Source organism: Staphylococcus sp. HMSC072E01, assembly GCF_001814125.1.
GTDB lineage: Bacteria > Bacillota > Bacilli > Staphylococcales > Staphylococcaceae > Staphylococcus > Staphylococcus hominis.
Genome location: NZ_KV814974.1, coordinates 1 through 1,239 on the forward strand (window position 1 = coordinate 1; position 1,239 = coordinate 1,239).

Consider the following 1,239-nt stretch of genomic DNA (forward strand, 5'->3'; position numbering starts at 1 on the left):
ATTCGTAGCCGATGGTAAAGACGGTGAAAATGGTGAGAACGGTAAAGATGGTAAAGACGGTAAAACACCAAGTATTGAACAACAACCGATTCGTGATAAAGATGGTAAACAAATTGGTGTGACAATCATTACGAAAGATGGTAATGGTCACGAAGTGAACCGTCAAGATATCTATAATGGTAAAGACGGTAAAACACCAAGTATTGAACAACAACCGATTCGTGATAAAGATGGTAATCAAGTTGGCGTAACGATTGTTGTCAAAGATGGCGATGGAAAAGAAATAAGTCGTGAAAATGTTTATAACGGACAAAATGGTAAAGATGGCAAAGACGGTAAAGATGGCCAAAACGGTAAAACACCAAGTGTTGAGCAACAACCAATTCGCGATAAAGATGGTAACCAAGTTGGTGTAACAATTATTGTTAAAGATGGTGATGGCCACGAAGTGAGCCGCCAAGACATCTATAATGGTAAAGATGGCAAAGACGGTAAGGATGGCAAAGATGGTCATTCAGTTACAGCAGCCACAGAACGTGGTACAAAAGATGGTCAATCAGGATCATATATTCGTATTTACGAAGTGAACCCAGATGGAAGTCAAGGTAAATTAATTAGCGAAACATTTGTAGCCGATGGCTTAAATGGCAAAGACGGTAAAGATGGTAAAACGCCAAGTATTGAACAACGTCCAATCAAAGATAAAGATGGTAACACAATTGGTGTAACAATTATTACAAAAGATGGTGATGGTAAAGAAATTAATCACCAAGATATTTATAATGGTAAAGATGGTAAAACACCAAGTGTTGAACAACAACCAGTTTACGATAATAATGGTAAACAAATCGGTGTGACTATTATTACAAAAGATGGTAATGGTAATGAAACGGGTCGCCAAATCATCTTTAATGGTCATGATGGTGAAGACGGTAAGACACCAAGTATTGAACAACAACCAATTCTTGATAAAGATGGTAAACAAATTGGTATAACGGTTATTGTTAAGGATGGTAATGGTAAAGAAGTTAGCCATGAAAACATCTACAATGGTAAAGATGGTCAAGGTAATACACCGAATATCACTAATATTTATACTAATATTGAAAACAACATCGTTGTTGTTATAAATGGTAATATTGAAATCACTGTGCCATGTGGTTGTGATGATGATGTAATTCCAAACCCACCAAATGATAATGATTCAGATGCAGACAGTGATGCAGACGCAGACAGTGA

Annotated in this window: 1 pseudogene; it reads left to right on the forward strand. The window is 36.7% G+C overall.

Annotation, left to right across the window (positions count from 1 at the left end):
- Positions 1-1,239: pseudogene (locus HMPREF2953_RS07435) on the forward strand (hypothetical protein); the annotation flags it as partial.